Raw genomic sequence first — 23,213 nt, 5'->3', positions numbered from 1 at the left:
TGATAATACTCTGGCCCTAAGGCAATGCCTTTGAGCCTCGCCCGAAGGCAACGAAACGTGGCGGGCCAAAAGCCCGCCTGTCAGACGATTAAGCCAGAGCTGCTGGCTGGCGCTCGGTCACTGGCGCTGTCGCTGAGAATGACGTCGATACGTCTTCCATCTGACCGGCTTCAAATTTGAGGATCCGGTCTGACAGTGAGAAGTAATGCTCGTCATGGCTAATCACAAACACGGTTTTACCCAACGATTTCAGCTCGGGTAACAGTTCACGATAAAAGAAGTTTCTGAAGTAAGGGTCTTGATCAGCGGCCCATTCATCAAAGATATACAGTGGCGTATCTTCCATATAAGACAACAACAGACCCAGGCGCTTTTTCTGACCCTGAGACAGTTCTGTGGTGGATAAAATCCCCTTTTCTACCGTGACTTTCTGATCCAGTTTAAGCTTGCTCAGGTACTGACGAATCTTGTCATCATCTGCCAGCATACCGTTGGCATCGATCACTTGTTCAAACAGATAAAAGTCAGAAAAAATGGTGCTAAAGTGACAGCGATACCAATCCATTGCATGTGCAGCATCGCGACCATCGAGGCGGATACTGCCCTGAGTTGGCGTATATAAGCCACACAACACTTTAGCGAAGGTTGATTTACCGCAGCCATTACCGCCGATCAAAAAGACAATTTCACCACGCTGGATCTGTGTACTAATTGGCCCAATGGAAAAATGATAGTCGTCGCTGTCATCCCGACGGTATTCATACTCAATGGCTTCAATGTCAAGGGTTTGCCAGTTATGTTCCGGATGCAATGTGTTATCCAGCTGGTCGGTCAGGATCTCCTCGGACAGTTGCAGCTTTTCAATTTTCTGGCTCGACACTATGCCTTCGGCAACCACAGAGTAAGTGTTGATCAATACTGTCAACGGCCCTATTACATACACCAGGGTCAAAACAAAGCTCACTACCACGGCCGTGGCGATACCACTTAAGAATAACTGTGACATAAAGACCACAGACCCCAGCGCCAGGAATAAGATTAAATTGGTCCAGTTGCTCAGAATGATGAAAACAATATGCGCTGATATCGTCGACTTTTTAATCTCCTGAATGTTTGGTGTCACCACATCCTTGTAAAAAAAGCGCTTACGATTGAAGTTGATGTTCAGCTCTTTACCACCGTCGATCAGCGCGCGAAAGTTCTTAAATAAGCTGTCATCCAGCTCACGCACCGCCTGGAAACGTTGTATGCCTAACCCCATCAACAACTGGGCAACCACCATAGCCAGCAACAAAACGCCACCGACAAATAAAAACAACTGCCACGACTGATAGGCCATGTAAGCAAAGCACAGCAGTACCGTTGCCAGGTTATAAGCGACATGTGGCACAGCACTCAGTGTGGCAGTGAGTGACTCAATATCTTTGGTCAGAGTCGCGAAAATACGGTGACCACCAACGCGTTCAATCTGCTCATAACTGGTCGATAAGACCCGCTGTACCAAATTCTCCCGAATACTCACCATGATTTGAACAGACAACTTCGTCAGTATGTACTGAGAAATCACACTGAAGGTTAGAAATCCCGCCAACGCAGCGAAAAAGATGGTCAGCCCCCGGATCACATCCGAGTCGGGATTAGACACATTTTCTATCTCAGCATTGACCAGTGAGATGATGCCAATGCCAGATAATGCACTGACCACGCTCAACAAAGTGGCAAGGATGAGGAGTTTCTTATGAGATAAAACTAGCCGATATAACATAAAACAGCCTTGTAATGGTTACTTAAAACTAAAATGGGTATTACTCAGGCTGAGGCACTGTTGCCTCAGCCTGCCTGTTTGGGTCAAAGAGCCCGGTTTTTCGTGCTGTTAACTCATGCCAGTAGCGTCATGAGTTTGTCTGCCAGACCACTAACATAAGGACTTTTCACCATAGTGACGTGTTTGCCCTGAGTGTTGATGGTCGTGATTTGTGTACTTACATGTGCCTGCAACTGTGCCTGCTTTTGCGCCCAATACGCGTCTCCCAGTTCAGGGGTACTGATCATACTGACTGCACCTTTGAGGCTCGCGTCAGGCTGATAACGCCGTGACCAGTCAACCTGCTGGAAATAAACATTGAACAACCGCTGTGTCATCGCCAGACTAAGCCAGGAAAGCAATTGCTCCTCGCTGTCTTCAGGTTTCAACTCTCTAGCATACGACAGCATGAGTTCCTGCTTTTCAGCATCGCTGATTTCGAACTGTGCCTGATCATCGGTTGCCACTAAACACTCACACAGTAGCAGCTGTGTTTGACACCCTAATGACTCCAGCCTGAGTGCCGTTGCAAATGCCACTGCCCCGCCTGAACTATGGCCCATCAGAACCGCAAGCTCATTCTGAGCACCACGCGCTGTGCGCTCGCTGATAATGGCGTCGGCGTAGCAATTGATGAGTGCATCCCAACTGTCGATATCCGGGTCCTGCTCGCTCATTCCCACCGGCTCCAGACTCATGATCTGTACCTGAGGTAATGCCCGCGCCAGATCCATATAGCCACCACTGGTCATGCCCGCACCTGGGGCCAGATATATCGTTGCAGCCGGGTCAAAGTCCAGTGATAACACAGGGCGAATAGCCTGCCATTCATGGTCATTGTGATCTTCGATTAGCTGCGCCATGGCGCTGAGTATGGGCCGCTCAACTACTTTGTTGATGGCGATACCGTGAGTTTTGAAAATCTGGTCAATGTTCTGCACCAGCTTCATCACCAGCAGTGAATGGCCACCCAGTGCAAAGAAATTAGCATCGCGGCTGATCTGCTCGGCTGGCAGCTTGAGTACATCGGCCCAGACCTGAGCGAGCATCACTTCGGTGTCACTCTGTGGCGCTTCATAGGCACCAGCCAGTCCCGTCAATTCTGGTACTGGTAATGCCTTGCGGTCAATCTTCCCGTTTGGTGTTTGCGGCCACTGGCTGACAAACATAAAGCTGTCGGGCACCATGTACTCGGCCAGTGCCTCACTGAGCTGTGTTTTGATGGCTGCAACTAATGCCAGCTCATCACACGCCTGTAAAGGCTTCACATACGCCACCAGCCGTTGATTGCCATGCTCATCCGTCAGGGCCATAACCAGCGCAGAATCTACGTCGCTGTGCTCACCGATATAAAACTCAATTTCACCCAGCTCAATACGCAAGCCACGGATCTTCACCTGATGGTCCATCCTACCCATATATTCAATGTTGCCGTCCTCACGATAGCGCACTAAATCACCGGTTTTGTACAGGCGCGGGCTGCTGTTCGCAGCGCTGGCATTAAAAAATGGGTTGGTAATGAAACGCTCTTCAGTCAGCTCGGGGCGATTGAGATAGCCACGTGCCAGGCCCTCACCGCCAATATGCAACTCGCCACACGCTCCCTGGGGCAACAGATTAAGCGCTTCATCGAGCACCAGTAACTGAATATTCTGAATCGGCTTACCAATGGGCACACTGCTGCCATGAGGTTGCGCACAATCCCAATAGCTAACATCGATGGCTGCCTCCGTTGGCCCATACAGATTGTGCAGTTGTGCCGTTGGTAAACACACCTTAAATTGCTCAACATGGCTTATCTGCAATGCCTCGCCACTACAGAACACCTGCTGTATTGAAGTGCAGCGGCTCAGATCACCGTGCTCCAACATCACACCTAACATAGAAGGCACAAAGTGCAGCTTAGTCACACCTGTGGCTGTGATCAGCTCGCTCAGATAGGTAGGGTCTTTGTGCCCACCCGGTTTGGCAATCACCAGCTCAGCACCTTTGAGCATCGGCCAGACAAACTCCCAGACCGAGACATCAAAGCTGTAGGGCGTCTTTTGCAGGATTTTGTCTGAAGTATCGCAGCCATATTCCGTGTCCATCCAGTCGATGCGGTTGTGCAGCGCCTGATGCTCCAGTAGCACGCCTTTGGGTTTGCCTGTTGAGCCTGAGGTATAGATCATATAGGCCAGATGCTGCGCCGTAAGTCCGATGTCGCTCGCCGGGATATTGTTTTCGTCATAGGCATCAAAATCAAACCCATCCAGTGCCACAACCTCGGCCTCACCCAGTTCGACACGATTGGCCACAGCGCGGGTGCTGAGCACCACATCAGCACGGGCATTCTCAACCAGATAGTTGAGTCGTGCCGCAGGTAGCTCTGGGTCCAGCGGGACATAAGCACCACCCGCCTTGAGAATACCCCAAATACCAATCACCATTTCAAAGGAGCGCTCCACACACAAGCCAACCAGTGAATCCGGCCCTACACCATGGGTGTCTCGCAAATAATGCGCCAGCTGATTGGCCTTGCTATTGAGCGCGGTATAAGTGAGGGTCTGGGCCTCAAAACGCAATGCAATGTTGCCCGGTGTCGCTGCGACCTGCTGCTCAAATAACTGATGTACACACACGTCGCGCGCATAGTTTTGCTCTGTATCATTCCACTCACTCAGATAACGATGCTGCTCGTCATCTGGCAACACCCTCAAGGAGGCAACCGGCTGCGGTGAGTCACTTTCAAGCATCTCCAGCAACTGAGCCAGTGCTGTGACCAGATAATCATTAATTCGCTTACCATGAACACTGCTGTCCACTTGCAGCGTCAGGGAAAAATCACTGCCAAGGTCATCGACCGACATCACACACGGGTAGTTAGTGCGCTCTTTCACACCCAAGAGTTTCAGCTCCGCCTGCTCGTCTGGCGCACTGACGTCGTGAGAATGACGATAATTGAGTACTGCGCTGAACAGGGGCATATTGCCTTCGACGCCCGAAGCCTGCATGGCATCAGAGAGCGGAGCCTGCTCATGTGGCAGCAACGCCTGAAGGGCAGCATGCACGTTGTGCAGGGCATCCCGTGCGGAGCGCTGGTCCAGTGTCACACGGATCGGCAAAGTATTAATCATCATACCCAGCATCTGTGCCATCTCAGGACCACCTTGCATCCGACCAGATAACACAGTGCCAAACACCACATCTTGCTGACCCGCGCAGGCAGCAACCACCCGGCCCCAGGCCAGATGAAATAACGCCGCCGGGCTCATCGCCTGACTTTTTGCATAATGCCTGGCCCGGCGTGCAAGCTCAGCCGGGATACGCTGTTTAAACTCATCAATGTGGGCACCATCCCCGTTTACTTCACTGAGCCCGAACGGATAAGCCGGCTGATCAAAATCCCCCAGTTGAGCTCTAAAGTACTGCTGACTGTCATGATGTTGTTGGTCATGCAGCACCCGGGCAATGAAGTGGCGATACGACGTGACAGCAGGCAAACTGGCTGCTCCCTCGCTTTCAATCTGGGCCAGCTCTGCCATCAGAATGTCCAACGATACGTGGTCAATCAGCAGGTGATGCACCTTAAGCACCGCATAAATTTGCTGCGTTTGCTTATCCTCCATGGCCTGCAACTGCATCATAGGGGCAGATTCAAGCTCAAGGCGGTGTGCACCCTGTGCGACGTAATTCTCGAATACGGTTTGCACGTCCTGCCCGACTTTAACTGGCAGCCATTGCGCGGCAATTTGCGCAGCTCTCAATACCACCTGAACCGGCTCTGTGCGGCCGCGCCATAAAATCGCAGTGCGCAATACATCGTGGCGGGCAATCAGGGTATTAAGCTGTGCTTCCAGCAATGTTAATAATTCTGGCTGTGAGAAAGAAAAAGCCATGGTCGTCACATAAGGGTCGCGACCATCGCTCAGAGTATGCATTGCCAGGATCCCCTGCTGCAACGGCGCAAGCGGATATACATCCTGGATGTTTGCGGCCCCGCCCGGTACTTGTGCTGTGATCTCATCTATCTCATCTTGCGCCAATGTGATCAGATTCAGCAACTCAGGCGTCAATTCCGTGCAGTCCGGTTTGATCGGGTTTTCGGGTACCACAAACCCCTGCCCGGTGTCTGCTGCGAGTAAGCTCGCCATCTCGGCCAGGCTACTGCTGGTGAATAACGCCTGACTGTCAACCTGATAACCGCGTGCTTTGAGCTGCGCTATCAGCTGGATCACCAACAGCGAATGGCCACCCAGCGCAAAGAAGTTAGCCGAAGTACTGAGCTGCGCCGGGTCGCGCTCAAGCAACTCAGCGCATACTTCCACCATAACCTGCTCAGCGGCACTGACAGGCGCGGTGTACGCAGCTTGCGCATCAATAACGTCGGGCTCAGGCAGCGCACGGCGGTCTATTTTACCGTTACCAGTCAATGGCCAGTGTGTCACCAACACCAGCGCGTCCGGGACCATATAGCCAGGTAAAGTGCGTGCCAGAGTCTGACTTAACTGAATGCTGTCAGTACTGCCATTCTCGCGCGCCGCGGCCGTCAATTCTGCATAAGCCACCAGCCGCTTGTGGGTGTCTCCTTTAACAACCACCAGCGCGCTGGCGACCTCTTCAAGCTGTGAGATATGCTGCTCAATTTCGCCCAGCTCAACCCGGAAACCCCGGATCTTAACCTGATCGTCAGTACGGCCAATGTATTCAACCACGCCATCGCCACGCATGCGCACTAAATCACCAGTGCGATAAAGACGCTGATAGGCCGCTGGCTGAGCCTCATCGTAAAACGGGTTAGCGGTAAACTTCTCTTCGCTCAGCGTTGCTAAGTTCAAGTAGCCCAGCGCCAGTCCGGGACCACTGACACACAACTCCCCGACACAGCCCTGCGGCACCAATTCATTGCCGTTCAGCACCATCACACTGTCACCCTGCAGTGCCCGGCCAATCGGTACGGCAGTTGCCGGGTCAAAGTCGGCAGGCACCGGATAGCAACAGGTAAAGGTGGTGTTTTCCGTAGGCCCGTAGCCATTGACCACTTGTACGTCAGGTAACGCCTTCTGCACCCGGGCCACCGCCTGAGGCTCCAGCACATCGCCCCCGGCCAGCACCGTGCGCAAAGTACGCAAGCGCTCAGGCGCGTCACCACATGTTTTGCTCCACTCACTGAATAGCCCGGCAGTCAGCCACATGGCATTGACCTGCTGAGTTTCAATGACCTGATCCAGCGTCTCCAGTGTGATGTGCGCTTCTGGATAAAGCACGCAACGCCCGCCATTGAGCAACGGGCCCCAGATCTCCAATGTGGCCGCATCGAAGGCCACGTTTGCGGCTTGTAAAAAGACCGTATCCTGATCCAGCGTCATAAAGTTTGGCGACATCACCAAACGGCTGATAGCCCGATGCGGCACCACAACGCCTTTAGGCAAGCCCGTCGAGCCTGAGGTATAAATCACATAAGCAGCGCTTTGTGGTTCGGGCTGAGATGTTGTAACGGGGGCAGAACCAAAACGCGCAAATTCATCACACCCGGCAATCGTCAGCTCAGGTGTCAATTCCAGCGCCTGCACCGAACTGCCACTGACTAAATCACGGTGCGCTTCACAGGTGATCACGTGCTGCAGCTTAGCATCAGCCATGATGTGATCAATGCGGGACTGCGGGTAATCCGGGTTCAGCGGCACATAGGTTGCGCCACTTTTTAACACCGCCAGCATGGCCACGACCATTTCAATGCCCCGCGGTAACAATAATCCAATATGTGCCTGGCGACCTTGCGCGACCAGATAGCGCGCCAGCCGGTTAGAAGCCAGATCAAGGTCAGCATAACTCAGCTGCTGCTCACCACAAACCAACGCCACATGCTGCGCTGCGCGGTTTACACTTTGGCTAAACAGCTCAGTCACGGTTAATTGCGCCGCCTCAACCAGCTCGCCTGGTGCCATCAGCGCTTTTTGCTGTGCCACTTCATCCGAGTGCAGTGCGTTGATTTCATTCAGCAGCGGATTGCCGCCACGCCTCGTGGCATTGGCCAGGCGTTCGATGACCGCCATCAGCTGCGCGTTAAACCGTGCAATCAATTCAGGGCTGAACAGGGCTTTGTCGTATAACCAGTTAATCGTGACACCCGACTCATCCAGGCTCAGGTTAAGCTCTATATCAAACTTACAAATGGGCTCATCGCTCATCAGCGGCGTCATACTCAGCTTAGGCAAAGCCACGCCAGAGGCTTGCTCGGCGGCAACGCCATAGTCTGAATTGGTAGTCAGTACTATCTGAAATAAAGGCGTATGAGCACTGTTACGCTCAAGGTTCAGTGCCTCAACTACCTGATCAAACGGTACGTCCTGATGGGACTGTGCCTGCTGATTGACGCTACGAATATGCGCCAAAAAGTCTGCCAGTGTCTCATGATCTGTACTTGCTCTTAGCACCAGGGAGTTTACGAAAAAGCCAATTAACTCTCTGAGTTGTGCATCACTGCGATTGGCAACCGGCGTGCCTATGACGATGTCCGAGCTGCCACTAAAACGTGCCAGAGTCAGTGCCAACGCTCCGTGCATCAGCATAAAGGGACTGAGCTGATGTTGCTCGCTAAGCTGACCAAGCGCACTGGCAACGGTCGCATCCAGTGAGGCATCATACTTGCCCCCCAGATAGCCCTTATGAGCAGGCCTTGAGTAGCTCAGTGGCAAGCCATGTAATGCTGGAATATCTGCCAAGGTGCGACGCCAGAAATCCAGCCCACTGGCGAGCACTTCGTCATTTAGCCAGGCGCGCTGCCATTGTGCGTAGTCTTTGTATTGCAATGTCAGTGTTGGCAGAGGACAGCTTTTGCCTTGTGCCAGGCTGGCGTAGAGTGCAAAAAACTCCTGGCTGAGCACCGCCATCGACCAGCCATCCGACGCAATGTGATGCATGTTAAGCAACAGGTAACCCTGTGCCTGTGTCTGATCTGCGGATAACCCCAGGTCTACCCAGGTTGCCCGGATCATCAGGTCCTGACTCAAATCAAAAGGCGTCCGGGCGTCGTCCTGGATCAGTGAATCCAGCGCCTGTTGCGCTGCCTGCTCATCATGCTCACTCAAGTCGACACAGGTTAATGTAAAGGCCACATCATCGCGAACAACCTGAGTGGCTTGTCCCTGTTGCGACTGATACACCGTGCGCAGCACTTCATGACGCTCAACGATCCGCGCCAGTGCCTGTTCGACCAGCACCGGCTCAAGCTGGCCTTCAACCTGATAGATCTGTGGCATGTTGTAATGCGCGCTGCCACCATGCAGTTCGTTCAGCATCCACAAGCGCTGCTGGGCAAAAGACAAGGGCGCACTGTTACCGGCCGTTTTGGTCAACACCGGGCGCTTATGGCTACGGGCGTAGAGTTGATGCAAAAACGCTTTGAGTGCGTCCTTGTTCTCTGCCAGCTGACGCTTCAGCTGGCTGTCCATCTCCTTGGGCAGCTTCAGGGTGATTTTTTCATCCTGAGATTGAAAAATAACACCCGCCTGTTGTAGTTGTTGAAAAAGCAACTCAACACTCATAGCTCAAAATCCTCAAATTCATCGTTGTCTTCGCACTGCGGTTCGGCCTGATTGTGGATGGCCTGCACCGAGCCTATAAACCCGGCTATTTGCTGAATGTTTTCGCAGCGATATAAATCGGCAATTTGCAGCTCAATCTCAAGTCGCTGATTCAGCTGCTGCAGTAACTTCATGACCAATAGGGAATGGCCACCCAGTTCGAAAAAGTTAGCGCCCGTGCTGATCTGCTCAGGGGGCAGATTCAATAACTCAGACCAGATGGCCACCAGCTGATCTTCCAGCTCATTGGCGGGCGCAACATAGTCGGCCTGCATCAGGCTAAAATCGGGCTCTGGCAGTGCCTGTCTGTCAATTTTGCCATTGCGGGTTAATGGCCACTCTTGCACCAACACAAACGCCGCAGGGATCATGTACGCGGGCAGTTGTGCGGCTAAAGCCGTTGCCAGCGCCTGCGTGTGTGTACGAGGGTCTGCCTGCTCACAACCGGCGTTCAATTCAATATACGCAACCAGTTGTTTGTCACCTTCACTGCGCGCTCTGATGGTTACCAGAGACTGAGTCACATCATCCAGCGCTTCCAGCTGACGTTCGATTTCACCCAGCTCAACCCTGAAACCCCGGATCTTGATTTGATCATCCAGGCGACCGGCATAGGTGATCAGCCCATCATCATTACAGCGCACCAAATCACCCGTGCGATACAGCAGTTCTGGTTGCCCGGTTTCGTTAGCGTACGGGTTGTGAATAAAGCGCTCTTTGCTCAGCGCGGGCTGATTCAGATAACCCAGTGCCAGGCCATCTCCCCCCACACACAGCTCACCGACCACGCCTTGCGGCACCCGGCGACCTTGCGGTGTTAAAATCAGTAATTTATCGCCCTGAACCCCCTGCCCGATTGGCACGCCAGCGCTGATGTCGCTATCTCGTGGTACTGGATAACAGCACGTAAAGGTGGTGTTTTCCGTCGGCCCGTAGCCGTTAATCACCGTCACCTCTGGCAGGGCCTGCTGCACTGCACTAACCGCTTGTGGGTTCAGGACATCGCCCCCGGCCAGCACACTTTGCAACGCAAGCCTGTCAGTATCTAGCTCACCACAGATCTTACTCCATTCTGTAAACAGACCTGAGGTCAGCCACAACGCCGTGATCCCCTGCGTACTCAGTACAGTATTCAGTCCCTCAAGGGTGATCAGGCTATCCGGATACAAGACACAACGCCCACCATTTAATAGTGGCCCCCAGATCTCCAGCGTCGCGGCATCAAAGGCAATATTAGCACTTTGCAAAAACACTGTGTCTGCGTTCAGCGTCATAAAGTTCGGCGCATGGACCAGACGATTCACTGCACGATGGGGCGTCATAACACCCTTAGGTGTGCCTGTGGAGCCTGAAGTATAAATCACGTATGCCAGCGATTGCGGCGTCAACCCGACAGCGCGTGGCAAATCTTCATCACTCAGCGTTGACCAGGCGCCGTGTGCATCATCCAGCACAATTTTGCTTAGCGGACTGAAAGCCAGCGTCTGTTGCTGTGCCTGCTCAGTCAGTATCACCGTCAGCTGCGTGTCCTCTAACATATACGCCAGTCGCGACTGCGGATAGTTCGGGTCCAGTGGGACATAGGCACCGCCCGCTTTGAGTATGGCTAAACTAGCCACTAGCATGTCGACCGAACGGCCAATGCACAATCCGACCAGGGTACCTGCGCTCACCTGATGTGCTTCACGCAGGTAACGCGCCAGCTGGTTGGCTTTGGCGTTTAGCTGTGCATAACTGAGCGTCTCATTGTCCAATTGCACAGCAATACTATCCGGTGTGGCTTTGGCATGCAGCTCAAACACGTCATGAATACAAGCACTACGCGGATAATCGGCATCATGACTTTGCCAGCTATCCAGCATAGTCAGTTCAGGCTTGCTCAATACAGCCAGGGTTGCGACGGCTTGCTCAGAGTGTTCATCCAGCGCCGTGAGCAATGCACTCAGCGCCGTCTCCATCAGCGCAGCGATCCGCGTTGCCGATACACTTTGATCAATCTGATAATCGAGACTGAAACTGTCTCCCTCACCCAGGTCATTCACCGACAAATCAAACGGATAATTGGTGCGCTCACGGGTGCTAAGCAAGGCAATGCCCGGGTCGGCTTGTTCCTGAGCTTGTTCAGGAGCTACATGAGTCGCTGAATGACGATAATTTAGAATCGCGCTGAACAAAGGCGTATTACCGTCAATCCCGCTGTAACTTTGTGCTTCGGCCAGCGAAACCTGCTCATAGGGTAGCAGCGCCCGCAACGCATCATTGACTTGTTTCAGTGCCACATGGGCAGCCTGATGACCTAAAGACACGCGAATAGGTAAGGTGTTGATCAGCATGCCCATCATCCGCTCGATGCCAGCCATGCCATTCATCCGGCCTGACATCACAGTGCCAAACACCACTTCGTCGCGGCCACAACAGGCACTTAAAACCTGAGCCCAGGCGAGATGGAACACAGCCGCCGGGCTGCACTGATGACGCTTACTTAAGGTGCGGATCAGCTCAGATTGTGCGGCACTTAAAGACTGAGTATATTCAACCACCGCGTTGCCATCGCCTGCCACCTGAGCCAGTTCAAACGGCAGAGTTGGGGTGTCGATGTCGCCCAGTAATTCAGTAAAAAACTCGGCCGTATCCAGCAGCGCGCTTTGCGCCATAGAGCGGGCGATAAATTCTCGATACGGTAAAGGCGCGGGCAGTGTCTGCACATCATCAGCTTCGAGTTCATTCATCAGGATCTCTAAAGAAACATGATCCGTAATCAAATGATGGAACTTGAGCATGGCAAAGGTGCGCCCCTGCTCGTCTTGCGGGCTGGTGACTAGCTGGATCAGCGGTGCTGATTCCAGGTCAAAGCCATGTGGTCCGCTTGCCACATAGCGGGCAAACTGTGCTTTGAGATCGTCCCCACTCAGTGCCAGCTCAGTCACAGGTAATGTCGCTTCACGTAGCACCACCTGCATCGCCTGCTCCCGGCCTCGCCAGAACACTGCGGTACGCAGCACATCATGACGCTGCACTAACCAATTTAGCTGCGCCACAAACCCGGCCAGCTTGTCTGCTGAGGCAAACTCAAAACTAGCAGTGGTGACATACGGGTCATGCTCCGGATTGAGAGTATGTACAAACAGCACCCCTTCCTGAAGCGGTGCTAATGGATAGATATCCTGAATATTGCGCATCCCGCCAGGCACAGCCGCTGCAATGACCTCTATTTCAGGTTGTTCCAGCGTTACCAGCGTCAGCATCTCAGGTGTGATGGCCTCACAGTGCGCCGGGATGCGATTGTCAGGGATAGCAAACGCGTCATCAGCCTCATCAATAACGGCGGCCATCGCGGCCAGGTCTTTAGCCTGGAATAGCTGTTGCGCGCTGCTATTAAGATTGTGCTGCTGGAGTTTGGCCAGCAGTTGCATAATCAACAGTGAATGCCCACCCAGCTCAAAGAAATTGGCGGTGGCACTGATCTGATCCTGCTCCAGCCCCAATAACTCGGCCCATAAGCCTGCCAGCAAGCAGGCCAGCTCTGTTTCTGGCGCAACGTATTGGGCGCTGCTTTGTTGCAGTGCGTCGGGCGCGGGCAGGGCTTTTTTATCAATTTTGCCGTTTGGCGTCAGTGGCCACTGTGGCATCACCACAAACAAGCCTGGCACCATATGGGCTGGCAGTTGTTGCCCCAGGCGCGTTTTAATATCGGCTATCCAGCTTGCCTGTTGCGCCTCATCCTGTGCTGTCTCACATGTGAGACAGGGCTGCACATAAGCCACCAGTTGCTGCTGACCATCAGCCAGCGTGCGCGCCAGAACCTGTGACAATGCTATGTCTTCAAGCTGATTGAGACGATGCTCAATCTCACCCAACTCAATGCGGAAACCGCGAATCTTCACCTGATCATCGCTGCGACCAATAAACTCAAGTCGCCCGTCCTGGCGATAACGCACTAAGTCACCTGTGCGATACAAGCGTGGGCTGTTATCGTGCTCACCTGCCTGGTAATAAGGATTGGCGATGAAGCGCTCCTCGGTCAGATCGGGTCGGTTCAGATAACCCCGCGCGACACCTGCACCACCCAGATAAAGCTCTCCGACACACCCAACAGGTAGCCGCTCCATCGCGCTGCCTAACACATAGGCCTGGCTGTTCGCTATCACGTGACCAATGTCGGGCACGGACGCTAGTTGCCCGGTGAAACGCGCACAGGTTGAATACGTGGTGTCTTCCGATGGGCCATACAGGTTGCATACTTCTGCATCTGGCAAAGCCGCGAAGATCTGATTCACCTGCTGAGCGGTTAACGGCTCTCCGGCCAGGTTGACGGTCGTCAGGCTATCGGGCAATGCACCGACATCCAATAGCGCCTTCATCGCAGATGGTACTGTGTTAATTAAACTGATGTCCAGCGGCTCATCCGCCAGCGTCAGGGCATTTTTAACCACCACAACTTCAAAACCAAAGCTCAGCGGTAAGAAGATTTCATAGACCGACAAGTCAAAGTTCAGCGAGGTCGAAGCCAGTACCCGGCGCAGCGCCGCATCGTCAAAAGCGGCCCGAGCCCAGTACAGCATGGCTACCGTGTTTCGGTGTTCAATCATCACCCCTTTGGGTTTACCGGTAGAGCCAGAGGTATAAATCAAGTAAGCCAGATGTTGCGCTGTCACACCGCTTTCATTGCGGCCAATGTTCGCCGTGGAATAATGAGTGAAAGCACTCCCTTGGGCAACCAAATCGTCCAGCATCACCGCTTGTGCACCCGGCAGCGCCACCGTGTTAGTCAGACTTTGCTGGGTCAGGACGACGCTCAGGCTGGCATCTTCAATCAGATAAGCCAGTCGCTCTGACGGATACGCCGGGTCAAGCGGCACGTAGGCACCACCCGCCTTGAGAATCGCAAGCATCGCGACGACCATGTCTACGCCACGCTCCAAACACACGCCCACCGGGCAATCTGGACTGATATGATGTTCAAATCTCAGGTAATGCGCCAACTGGTTTGCCCGGGCATTGAGTTCGCCATAGCTCAGTGACGCCGCGCCATGTTGTACGGCGCGCGTTCTGGGTTTTGCGCAGCCTGAGCCTCAAACAGCTCATGAATACAGAGCTCTTGCGGATAATCAATGGCGTTATTATTAAACTGACTGAGCTGCTCAATCTCCAGCTCAGTCAACATGGTAATAGCCGCAATATTGGCTGCCCTGTCGGTATCCATTTCCGCCAGGAATATCAGCGTGTTATCCAAGTGCTTTGCCAGGGTTTCGATACGTTCACGAGTAAACAGGGTCACGTCATACGTCCACTCAATGACACCGCCCTCGTCACTCATTGAGGCATTAATATCCAGATCAAACTTGGTTGTAGCACCACTGCCAGCCATGGGAGAGATGGATAACCCTGCCAGCTCTGTAGTGTCGGAATGCGGTTCACTCACACCATAGTCTGAATTGGTGGTCAGCATGATCTGAAACAGCGGACTGTGCGCGGTACTACGAGGGACTTTCAATACCTCAACCAGTTTTTCGAACGGCAGATCCTGATGCGACTGAGCATCTAAATGCACTTGTCTCAATTGCGTCAGGTAGTCCGTTAGTGGCTGGTCCTGTGTGTCCACTCTCAGGATTAGGGTATTGACAAAAAAGCCGATCAGAGACTCCAGTTCAACCTGACGGCGGTTGGCCACCGGTGTGCCTATCACAATATCATGGTGATTACTGTTACGGGACAAGACTAGCGCCAGCGCACCATGGATCAGCATAAACGGAGTCAATTCATAACGCCGGGCAAGCGCTGACAGCTTTTGACACAATTCAGCACTGAGCGGCTGTGATACCACTTCTCCCTGGTAAGCTTTGACGTCTGGCCTTGGAAAATCGAGTGGCAAAGCATGCACCCGGGGCAACTGAGCCAGTTGCTGTTGCCAATAATTGAGCTGAGTTTGCAGCACCTCCCCCTGGAGCCAGTCGCGCTGCCATTGAGCATAATCGGCGTACTGAATCGTTAAATCGGGAAGCGGATTTGGCTGACCATAGCCATAAGCATGGTAAAGCGCGAAGAATTCCCGGATCAGTATGTCCATGGACCAGCCATCGGTGGCGATATGGTGCATGTTGATAAACAACACCCCGGCATCATCCGCACTCAAAGCTAAAAAGCGCACCCGCAGCATAAAGTCCTGCGCCAGATCAAATGGCTGCCCTGCCGCATCATTAATAAACTGCTCAATCCCTGCCGCGTCATCTTGTACAGTCAGGGTCTCTTGCGTCACACAAAAATCTTGCGGGTCGAGCAATGACTGCTGCACGCCCAGATCAGACTGACGAAACACCGCTCTGAGTACGTCATGACGAGTCACTATGTCGCGGAACACACGCTCAATCAGCGCAACGTCAATCTGACCTGTGAGTCTGAACACCATCGGCATGTGGTATTCGCTGGAGCCGCCCTGGATTTGATCCAGCGTATACAGACGCTGCTGTGCAAACGACAGCGGATAACTGCTGAGATCTTCACGACGCGCCACCGGACTCACAACAGAAGCTTCAGTATACTGAGCGAGTGCTTCAATAATGGCACTTTTATGTTGTTTGATCTGCTTTGCGATATCGACCGTGATGGCCCCTTTTTTGGCTTTGGACTTTAATGCCCCATCCTGTAAGAATAACCGGATCCCCGCCTGCTCGAGCTCAACGAGTAGCTGTTTGATATTTTCCATAATGGCTGACTAACTCATATCTGTGTTTAACTGCAAAAGCGCTGTGCCCGTATCGGAGGAACCACTCAGATACCTGAATCGCGCCCATACACCGGCTTAGCCTCTACGACTTAAAACCAGCCTGATTAATCAGACTGGCAGATTGTTTATTTTATGTATTAACGTGTGCTTGAATCTCAGGCCTGTGGCCTGACTAACCTTATTACCAGTCCATTTCCTCCAGCTCAGCATCATCCTCTGCCAACGGGTCACTTTGGCGGCTGAGCAAGTAATCTATGTGCAATGCCTGCTCTTTAAGCTGCGGCTGTGCAAACAGTTCTTTAATAGAAAACTCAACAGCGAAACGGTGACGGATCTGGGTTTCCAGTCGGGTCACTAAAATGGAGTTACCACCTTGCTCAAAAAATCGTGCATGGCTGCTTATCTCACTGGCTTCTATGCCTAACAGGGCTGACCAGACTTCTGCCAGCGCCTGTTCGGTGGCCGTTTCAGGAGCAACATAAGGCTGCTCGCTGTCTGCGCCAGACACGTCTGGCAACGCTTTTTTATCTATTTTTCCATTCGGGGTGAGTGGCCACTGAGCAACCACCACAAAACGGCTCGGCACCATATATTCCGGCAACTGAGCATGTAAATGCTGCTCAACGTCCTGTATCACGGAAGTCTGGTCCTGCGCTTCATCGCGCGGTTGAATATACGCGATGAGCATATCCGTGCCATTACTGGCCTGCTTCACCAAAACCACGGCAGAATCCAGCACGGCACAGCGATTGAGCTGGGCCTCCACTTCGCTCAGCTCAATACGGAAACCGCGAATTTTGACCTGCGCATCGAGGCGACCGACAAACTCAATGCTGCCATCGGGCAATATTTTGGCCAAATCACCCGTTTTGTACAAACGGGTACTGTCACGGTGAGCCGGATAATAATAAAACGGGTTTTCAACAAACTTCTCGGCACTCAGCTCAGGGCGCTGATGATAACCACGTGCCAGCCCGTCACCACCAATATGTAGCTCACCAATTACACCCGGAGGCACCAGCGCCATATGGTTATCCAGAACATACAGGCTCACATTGTTCAGTGGTTTACCTATGGTGATCGGTGTGCCCGGGTACAGGCGCTGATATGACGCACATACCGACGCTTCCGTTGGGCCATAGGCATTAAAGAAAGGATATTGTGCCGACCATTGATTGACCAGCTCCGGTTCACAGGCTTCACCTGCCACAATTAATGCCTGCAATGACAGCGAGGTGTCGAGTGGCATCATGGCCAAAAATGCCGGAGGTAAAGTCACATGGCTGATCTGCTGTTGTGCAAGCAGTGCAGTAATGTCGTCAGGCGAGCGTCTTTGTTCGCTGCTGGCTATGACCAGCGTAGCCCCATTAAGCAGTGCCATGGCATATTCCCAAGTGCCCGCATCAAAGCTCATTGATGCGAAATGCAGTACCCTGCTGCGCGGAGTAATGGCAAAAGCACGGCGTTGGTTATCCGCCAGATTGACTATACCCTGATGCTCAAGTAACACCCCTTTTGGCTGACCCGTCGAGCCTGAGGTATAAATCTCGTAGGCCAGGCTGGTGGGCAGCAGTCCCAGCGCGCTATGATCCAGATTTTCTTCGCTATAATGGCTGAACGGCCCCAAACAGGTATCATCGAGCAAGCCATCCAACGGAATGAGCGCGTAATCGGAGAGGGCAACTGCATCACTGATAGCCTGACTGCTAATGATGGTCCTGATCCCCGCGTCTTCGAGCATATAACTTAATCGTGCCGGTGGATAAGCCGGGTCCAGTGGCACATAAGCGCCACCCGCTTTAAGCACGGCCAGAGTGGCGATGATCATTTCCAGTGAGCGGTCCAGGGCAACCCCAATCAAAGTATCCGATGTGATAGCACCCTGTTCACGCAGGTAATGTGCAAGCTGATTGGCCTTGCTATTGAGCTGTGCATAACTCAGCTGCTGATCGGCATAGACAAGTGCAATATGATCCGGGTTGCGCTCAACCTGCAGCTCAAAGGCCTGATGAATACATAAGGTCCGGTCATACTCATGATAGTTATCATTGAGAGCATTAACCAGATACTGGCTTTGTTCGTTCGCCAGTACACTCAGCTGCCCGGGCGGGTTGTTCAGACTGTGGGTCATCTCAGTTTGTACCAGACGCTCCAGCAACAACATCAGGTGCTCACTCAGGTGCGTGATATGGGCCTGTGAAAATAATGAAGTGTCATAAATCCAGTTAACCTGAAGTGCCGTTTCACCCAGTGAAAACTCCACTTCGAGGTCGAATTTTGCCACACATCCGGCCTGCATCAGTGGCGTGAGCGTCAACCCGTCGAGCGTACTTTGCTCAGACCCGGGCTGTGTTTGCGCGCTATTGAAAGACGTCATGATCTGACACAGCGGTGCATGGGCATCGCCCCGCGGGATCTGTAATGCGTCTACCAGCTGCTCAAACGGCAGGTCCTGATGACTTTGCGCGTCCAGATGCACATCTCTGACATGTTGCAGATACGCATCCAGCGATGGCTGCTCTGTGTTCACCCGCAGTGCAAGAATATTGACAAAGAAACCAATCAGCGGCTCCACTTCGGCCTGAAGTCGGTTTGCCACTGGCGTGCCTATCACCACATCCATGCTGTTACTGTAACGGCTGATGGTCAGTGCCAGCACCGCATGCAACAACATAAATGGTGTCATCTGGTAATGTGCAGCCATATCGCTTAACTGAGCAGCCAGTTGTGCAAAAGCTTTACCCGACACCATTGCGCCTTCATAGCTTTTTTCAGCAGGCCTTGGATAATCCAGTGGAATACCATGTACACCCGGTGCATCGCTCAGTTGAGTTTGCCAGTAGTCGAGTTGTTGTTGCAGCACATCTCCTTGTAACCAGTTGCGTTGCCATTGAGCAAAATCGGCATACTGGATACTGAGCGGCGCTAACGGGTTATCACACCCATTTTGATATGCTGTATATAAAGAGAAAAATTCTCTGCTGAACAAGTTTAGCGACCAACCGTCTGAAGCGATATGATGCATATTGAGCAGCAATACGCCACGAGATGGATTCAAACTGATGAAGCTGGCACGCAACATTAGATCAGTGGCCAGATCAAATGGCGCGTGGGCATCTTCGGCCAGCAGTTGATCGAGCTGTTGTTGCGCATCAGTCCCGGCCAGGTGATGTAGCTCAATGTGGCGTATAATCACAGGCTGAGGCGTTAGGATAACCTGCACGGGTCCAGCCTGCCCTTCCTGATAAACCGTACGCAGCACTTCGTGCCGTGCCACTATGGTGCTTAGTGCTTGTTGCGCAAGCGCAAGGTTAAACGACCCTTCAATCTCAAATGCCATCGGCATATTGTATTGGGCAGAGCTGCCCTGGAACTGATCGATAAACCACAGTCGCTGCTGAGCGTAAGATAACTCAAAGCTGTCCGTATCGCGTGGCAATGCTTCAATCACAGGTCGTGATACTTTACTGCTTTGCTCGATCAGTGTAGCCAAATCTGCCAAAGTACTTGCTGAGAAAACCTGTTTGACGGCAATTTCAACTTCAAACTCACTACGGATCAAAGACACCAAGCGTACCGATAACAACGAATGACCACCGAGCGCAAAGAAGTCCGCTTCACGAGTTAACTGCTCAGCCTCACACGAGAGTAGGGGCGCCCAAATCTCGGCCAGAGTCTGCTCTGTCTTCGTTTGGGGCGCTTCTCCCTTACTCAGAGCCTGATCCGTTTTAATCGCAGGCAAGGCACGTCGGTCGATTTTACCATTGGCAGTGAGTGGCCATTGCTCAACTAAGGCGATAGCAGTTGGCACCATATAAGCAGGCAAAACAGACCTGAGCGCAGTCAACAGTGTCGTAATCAAGTGTTGCTGCGCATCGCTTGTCTCACACGTGATACAAGGGCGTACATAGGCAACGAGTTGCTTGCTCGCAGCCTCGCCGATTGCCAGTACCAGTGCAGACTCAACCTCTTCAAAAGATTCCAGAACGGCGCTTATCTCACCAGGTTCGATACGGAATCCACGGATTTTTATTTGTTCATCGCTTCGGCCCAGGTATTGTAAATCACCTTGTGGTGTCAGGCGGACCAAATCGCCGGTTTTATAAAGGCGCGATAAATTAGCTGGCAACATCTGAACATTAGTCGCATCAAAGAAACGCTCATCAGTCAGCTCAGCATTGTTGTAGTAGCCCACTGCAACACCTGGCCCCGCAACATATAGCTCGCCCACACAGCCTGTTGGTACCGGGACTAAATCCGCGTCTAAAATCAAACACTGGGTATTAGCAATCGCCCGCCCAATGCTGGCTTCTTCCTGATCAAATTGTGTGACGTGACAGGTTGTAGCAACATGGGTTTCAGTAGGACCATAATGGTTGTAGAGGTCACAAGACGGATGTTGTGCCATAAACTGACGAATGCTGGGGGTAAGTTTCAACACATCTCCGGCAACAAACACCTGTCTGAGTCCAGTCAGGTCAATGACAGGGGTTTGATTTGCCTGCTCAGCCAGTAAATCAAAGACCGCAGGTGGCACAAACAATCGCTCTATTCCTTGCGCAGCAACCAGGCTGGCAAGATCCTGTAACTGGTCTTTCTGCTGCTGTGACATCAACACCAGACAAGCACCCGTACTCCAGCTGGTGGCCAGCTCCTGAGCCGACACATCGAAAGTCAGCGGAGTAAATTGCAAAGTACGATAGGGCTGCGTGATACCGTCAATTTCAGCCTGGTGAGCACTCAGGTTCACCAAAGTGCTATGGCGTTGGTTGACGCCTTTTGGCCGACCAGTTGAGCCGGAAGTATAGAGAATATAGGCACTGTGATCGCCGTCAATGTCCGGCAGGCTATGCGCTTGTGCTACTGGCTGCCATAAAGCTGGGTTGTCCAATCGTACACAAGGTAATCCGGCAAACGTGTCTTGTGTCTGCGATAAAACCAACGAGAGTGACAGCTCGCTGACAATGTAGTTTAGTCGTTCTTCTGGGGCTTCGGGGTCGAGGGGCACATAGGTTGCACCCGCTTTGAGCAGAGCAGCAACCGCGCACACAGTGGCAATGCTGCGCTGTGCCACAATGGCAACAGGCTGGCCCACAGTTACACCATGCTCCGTCACTAAGCGCCTCGCCAGTGCATCAGCACGGGCATTCAGTTCTGCGTACGTCAGCTCCGTTGCGTGATCCTGCAACGCAATGGCGTTCGGGTTATGTCGGGCCTGATATTCCAGCAACTGATGCACGGCTTGGCATTCAGAAGATAGCTGTGCGCCCTTCGTTAACGCCAGCGCTTGCTGCTGTTCTTGTTCACTCACCATAGAGAGTGCACTCAGGTTGGTCGACCAGCGTTCTGTGTGAGCCAGCTCGGCCATCGCACCCAACACGTTACCCAGGTGCCGATCTAACTGACTGATGTGTGCTCGTTCAAACAAAGTGACGTCGTAGGTCCAGCCAACTGATACACCCTCCTCATTCAGCGACATATGAATGTCTAAATCAAATTTGGTGGTCAGGCTAACCTCTTGCATCGCCTGCAATGACGCCTCACCAGCTGGACATGTTCCGCTTGCTCAGCAGCTGCACTAAATTGATTGTCTGTCGTCAGCAAAATCTGAAATAACGGGCTATAGGCGTTATTGCGTGGTACGTTTAATACTTCGACCAGCTGCTCAAATGGCACATCCTGATTGCTCTGCGCAGCCAGGTGTACCGCTCTGACGTGTGCCAGGTAATCGCGTAAGGTGTCATGGGCTGTGCTGACCCTCAGCACCAGGGTATTGACGAAAAAGCCGATCAACGGTGCCAGAGATGGATCCTGACGGTTAGCCACCGGGCTACCAATAACAATGTCTTTGCTATTGCTATGGCGACTCAGTACCAGCGCCAGTGCCGCATGTAGCAGCATAAACGGCGTCAGTTGCAGTTCCCTGGCCAATGTCAGCAACCTGGTCGCCACCTTACTACTCAGTTGCGACGTGACCAACTCACCCCGGTATTGCTTTTCAGCAGGCCGACTGGCATCCAAAGGCAACTGATGGAGTGCCGGCACTTGTTGCAGCTGTTGCTGCCAGTACTCTAGCTGCTTCTTAAGCCCTGCTTGTGCAAAACTGTGTTGCTGCCAATGTGCAAAATCACTGTACTGAATGGCAAGCGGGGCAAGTGGACTCGGTGTGCCTTGCTCAAGTGATTGGTAAATCGCGAAAAACTCTTTAGTCAGCACATCCATTGACCAGCCATCCGACGCGATATGGTGCATATTAAAACTCAACAGCGCCTGACAGCATGCTGCATCATCATGCGTTAATTGCAGATAGCTGGCTCTGACCATCAGATCCTGGCTGAGATCAAAGGGGCGGCTTGCTTCGCGCTCCAGATGGGCCCTGGCAGCTTGATGTGGGTCGGCCTGGTCACTCAAATCTAACACTGTGATATGCAATCTGGCATCGTCTAACACGCGCAGACACGGCGCACCATCACACTCATAAAAAACCGTTCTCAACACCTCATGACGCTGCACTATGGCGTTCAGCGCTTGCTCCACCTTGGCTACATCCAGGTGTCCATGCACCTCGAAAGCCACCGGCATATTGTACTCGCTGGAGCCGCGATTCAGTTGATCAATAAACCACAAACGGCGCTGAGAAAAGGACAATACTGGCGGCTCGCCTGGCTGTGTTTTGGCAACCGCAATGGGCGACTCAGTAACGCCATTTTGGCGTTGACCAATCGCTTGGATGATCTGTTGTTTGTTGTTCTTTAGAAAATCTTTCTCATCTGCTGTCAAAGCCTTGAGCTTACCTCTGACCAGTAACTTACCCTGTTCATCGACAGTAAGTTTGATCCCTTTTTCGCTGAGCTGTAAAAAGAACTGTTTCATATTTTCGCTTTTGCAATCAAATTAATGATAAAGAAAAACACCGGCATCAGAATCCCTAAAGCAGGTAATCTGTGATATCAGCACCAGTGATACATAAGTCCAATCAGTCTTAATCTTTTTGCCATATTGAATGAAAAGTCCAGCGCACACTGTACTTGTTCAATACCCGGCTCGATGAACACAAGCTCATACCCGGGCTGTCATGTTGTCGCGACACTTTTTCGCTACAAAACAGCGTACACAATTA

At 52.5% G+C, this 23,213-nt stretch carries 6 protein-coding genes; all 6 read right to left on the bottom strand.

Annotated elements, in window-relative coordinates:
- Positions 1-88: 88 nt before the first annotated feature.
- On the bottom strand, positions 89-1,765 hold the full coding sequence (locus tag IY568_RS22585; RefSeq protein ID WP_125560624.1) for a cyclic peptide export ABC transporter: 1,677 nt from the start codon (positions 1,763-1,765) through the stop codon (positions 89-91).
- A gap of 113 nt (positions 1,766-1,878) precedes the next feature.
- Positions 1,879-9,330 (bottom strand): non-ribosomal peptide synthetase, encoded by a 7,452-nt coding sequence (locus IY568_RS22580; protein ID WP_194868770.1) that lies wholly within the window; start codon positions 9,328-9,330, stop codon positions 1,879-1,881.
- Entirely contained in the window at positions 9,327-14,387 is a 5,061-nt protein-coding gene (locus tag IY568_RS22575) for a non-ribosomal peptide synthetase (RefSeq protein WP_228553528.1), read from the bottom strand. The genes IY568_RS22580 and IY568_RS22575 overlap by 4 nt, the downstream gene beginning before the upstream one ends.
- Entirely contained in the window at positions 14,384-16,072 is a 1,689-nt protein-coding gene (locus IY568_RS24975; protein WP_228553526.1) for a condensation domain-containing protein, read from the bottom strand. Before IY568_RS24975 ends, IY568_RS22575 begins: the two co-directional genes overlap by 4 nt.
- Positions 16,073-16,274: 202 nt before the next feature.
- Positions 16,275-21,617, bottom strand: coding sequence for a non-ribosomal peptide synthetase (locus tag IY568_RS22570; RefSeq protein WP_228553525.1), 5,343 nt, complete (start codon positions 21,615-21,617; stop codon positions 16,275-16,277).
- On the bottom strand, positions 21,599-22,966 hold the full coding sequence (locus IY568_RS24970) for a condensation domain-containing protein (protein ID WP_228553524.1): 1,368 nt from the start codon (positions 22,964-22,966) through the stop codon (positions 21,599-21,601). Before IY568_RS24970 ends, IY568_RS22570 begins: the two co-directional genes overlap by 19 nt.
- Positions 22,967-23,213 lie beyond the last annotated feature (247 nt).

It is taken from the genome of Pseudoalteromonas sp. PPB1 (genome assembly GCF_015356275.1).
GTDB classification, from domain to species: domain Bacteria; phylum Pseudomonadota; class Gammaproteobacteria; order Enterobacterales; family Alteromonadaceae; genus Pseudoalteromonas; species Pseudoalteromonas rubra_D.
This window is presented reverse-complemented; position numbering and strand designations above follow the sequence as displayed.